Raw genomic sequence first — 3,319 nt, forward strand, 5'->3', positions numbered from 1 at the left:
CTAAATGATATAATTTTTGTGCTTGTTCTATTTCTGTATAAGATTGCAACTCAAGGGGAGTTTCTGAACTATAAATTTTGTCAAATACGGCGATAATTTCTGGAGGGAGTTGTTTTAAATAGCAACGATAGCGGTGCAAATGACTGCCATAAATATCTGCATCGGCGATCGCCTTCTCTCGCAATGTTACAAAATCTCTTTCTCCTCTCGCTAAGTCAAGCAAAGATTGCTGTACTAAATAAGGATGTCCTCCGACTAATTCCCGAAGACTATTAACTTGTTCTTCTTCCCATTCTAAGCCATGTAACGTTGCCAGTTCTAAAACTTCTTCTGAGGTAAATTCGGGGATAGAAATCTGCGTCCCAACATTAAACGGCGATTGATTAATTTCTAATTGTTCGTATAACTCAGTATGAACGATTAGCAACGATAAATTTTGCCAAATCTTCCTTGTTTTTGCCTGTTCGTGTAATGTTCTGAGAATTCCTAAGAATTCCCCCGCAATCTGAGTATAGGGAAAAATGCGATCGACATCATCTAAGGCAATAACCAGGTGTTTTTCATCGTCAAGCAAGTATTTTTCAAAATAGGTCATGCACTTGACTTTATTATTACCTAACTTACTTTGCCAATGCTGTGCAATTTGATTCTCCTCTGCTAAAATTTCTGTAACGCTGGTACAAAACCAAAGTAAAAAACTCTCTAAACTGGCAAAATCTGACGCTTCCGCAAGCCGTAAACTCAATCTCGCAATGCGATCGCCTTGACTCTTTCGATAATTCAATCCTTTGGTCATCAAAGCAGTTTTTCCCATTTGCCAAGGTGCTTTAATCCGAACTAAACAACCCGCTTGAGATAAAGCCTGATAAAACGGTTGTTCGATTTGAGGACGTTCTAATTCTTGCAAATTTGTAACAATTTCTATCTTTTCCTTGACAAGAGAAAGCCCATGAGGATGAGAAGTTTGCCAATCTTGCCAATGTCGTTCTAATGTTGTCCGAAAATTGCGCTTTTCAACCCTTTCTCCCAAAGCATCGGAGAGTTTTTTCCATAGTTCCTGCCCAATCGTACCGCGAATATAGTCGGGATTAAAATTAGCCTCGCTGGCAATATCTTCGTACTTTTTCTTTTGCCAGGATCCTTGCAAAACGATCGCCTCAATATCTGTTAAATGTTCCCCCGTGCGATCGCAAAGGAGGCGATCGGCAATTTGTAGTAGTTCAGCTTGTCCAAATTTCATATTTATTTAACCCACTCAATACGATAAAATTAAAGATAATTTACAATTGTAGCGATCGCGATGAGTCACCCCAAAACCGCCCCCTTTGGTGCATGGAAATCTCCCATTACTGCCGACCTTATTGTATCGGGAATGACTGCCTTAATCGATATTTTCGTCGAGGGAGAAACAATTTATTGGTTGGAGGGACGACCCTCAGAAGGGGGACGAAATGTTATTGTACAAGGAACTTCTGATGGGGATGCCGTAGATATTACCCCGCCATCGTTCAATGTTCGCACTAGGGTTCACGAGTATGGTGGAGGGGCGTTTTTAATTGCGGCAGAAACCCTCTATTTCTCCAATTTTACGGACCAACGACTCTATCGACAAGTTCCAGAGTATGAACCGCAAGTATTAACTCCTGAAGGTCAAAAACGCTATGCTGATGCAATTTTAGATTCCCAACGCGATCGCCTCATTTGCGTCTGCGAAGACCATGCAGGAGAAGGAGAAGCGAAAAATACCTTATCAACTGTCAATTTAAACACAGGAGAAGTCTGGGAACTGGTATCGGGAAGTGATTTTTATACCTCTCCTCGTTTGAGTCCCGATGGTTCTCAATTAGCATGGATTGATTGGAATCATCCCAATATGCCTTGGGATGGGACAAGATTATGGATTGCAACGATACAAACCGATGGAACTTTGGATAAGGTGCAGTGTATTGCAGGGGGGGAAGAAGAGTCAATTTGCGCCCCAGAATGGAGTCCCGAAGGTGTTTTATATTTTGTCAGCGATCGCAATAATTGGTGGAATTTATATCGTTTTGTAGCGGGTGAAATTGAGTGCATTTGCGAAAAAGAAGCAGAATTTGGTTATCCTCGCTGGGTCTTCGGGGAAAAACCTTATACCTTTTTAACTGAAAATGAAATTCTTTGTAGCTATTCTCAAAATAGTCGCAGTTATTTAGCAAAACTCGATACAAATGCCAAAACATTAAACACTTTAGATGTTCCTTTTACCAGCATTCATTCCGTGACAGCAGCAGGAGAACGCGCTTATTTTATCGGAGGTTCTCCCACAGAACCCACACAACTTGTCGAACTGGATTTAAAGACACTGAATTATAAGACTTTAAAGAAATCTAGCACCATTGAATGTAACCCAGACTATTTTTCTATTCCTGAAGCGATCGCCTTTCCCACAGAAGAGGGAAAAACTGCTTATGGGTGGTTCTATCCTCCCCAGAATAAAGATTATCAGCCCCCAGAAGGAACATTACCTCCTTTATTAGTTAAAAGTCACGGGGGACCCACCGCAGCGACATCAGCAAGTTTTAATTTGAGAATCCAATATTGGACGAGTCGCGGTTTTGCATTTGTAGATGTAAACTATGGAGGAAGTACGGGATACGGACGAGAATATCGCCAACGCTTGCAGAAAAAATGGGGCATTGTTGATGTTGATGACTGTACGAATGTGGCACAATATTTGGTGAAAGAAGGACGAGTAGATGGGGACAAATTGGCGATCGCCGGAGGAAGTGCAGGAGGATATACGACCCTTGCAGCTTTAACGTTCAAAGATGTTTTTAAAGCAGGAGCAAGCTATTATGGAGTCAGCGATTTAGAAGTTTTGGTCAAAGATACTCACAAGTTTGAATCTCGCTATCTTGATAGTTTGATTGGGAAATATCCCGAAGAGAAACACATTTACGAAGAACGTTCTCCCCTTCATTTTACCGATCGCCTTTCTTGTCCCGTCATTTTCTTTCAAGGATTAGAAGATGAAGTTGTTCCCCCCAACCAAGCAGAAATGATGGTGGAAGCAATTGAGAAAAAAGGGCTACCTGTTGCTTATGTTCCTTTTGCAGGGGAACAACACGGATTTCGTCGCGCTGAAAACATCAAACGCGCTTTAGATGGGGAATTTTACTTTTATTCTCGCGTTTTTGGTTTTCAACCCGCAGAGGCGATCGAACCAATTAAAATTATGAATTTAGATTGAATTTGACCCTCCCCGCTCTAAAGAGACGGGGATTCGGAAGCAGTCCAAAAATGGACTCTTACAGGCGTAGTCAAAGCGCCTCTACTGACT

The 3,319-nt window shown here is 41.5% G+C and carries 2 protein-coding genes; one reads left to right on the top strand and one right to left on the bottom strand.

All coding sequences use genetic code 11. The features are described from left to right. On the bottom strand, positions 1-1,240 hold a 1,240-nt coding region (locus VB714_RS15165), incomplete at its 3' end, for an AAA-like domain-containing protein (RefSeq protein WP_323225447.1). A 60-nt stretch (positions 1,241-1,300) separates the two neighbouring features. On the opposite strand from VB714_RS15165, the gene VB714_RS15170 reads away from it, so the two are divergent. Further along, a complete protein-coding gene (locus VB714_RS15170; protein WP_323225448.1) occupies positions 1,301-3,229 on the top strand; it encodes a S9 family peptidase in 1,929 nt (642 codons plus the stop codon). Positions 3,230-3,319 lie beyond the last annotated feature (90 nt).

Source organism: Spirulina sp. 06S082, assembly GCF_034932145.1.
Taxonomy (GTDB): domain Bacteria; phylum Cyanobacteriota; class Cyanobacteriia; order Cyanobacteriales; family Spirulinaceae; genus CCY15215.

Bases quoted from the DNA above. Each gene is read 5' to 3' on its own strand.
- VB714_RS15170 (WP_323225448.1), top strand. From the start codon at position 1,301: ATGAGTCACCCCAAAACCGCCCCCTTTGGTGCATGGAAATCTCCCATT.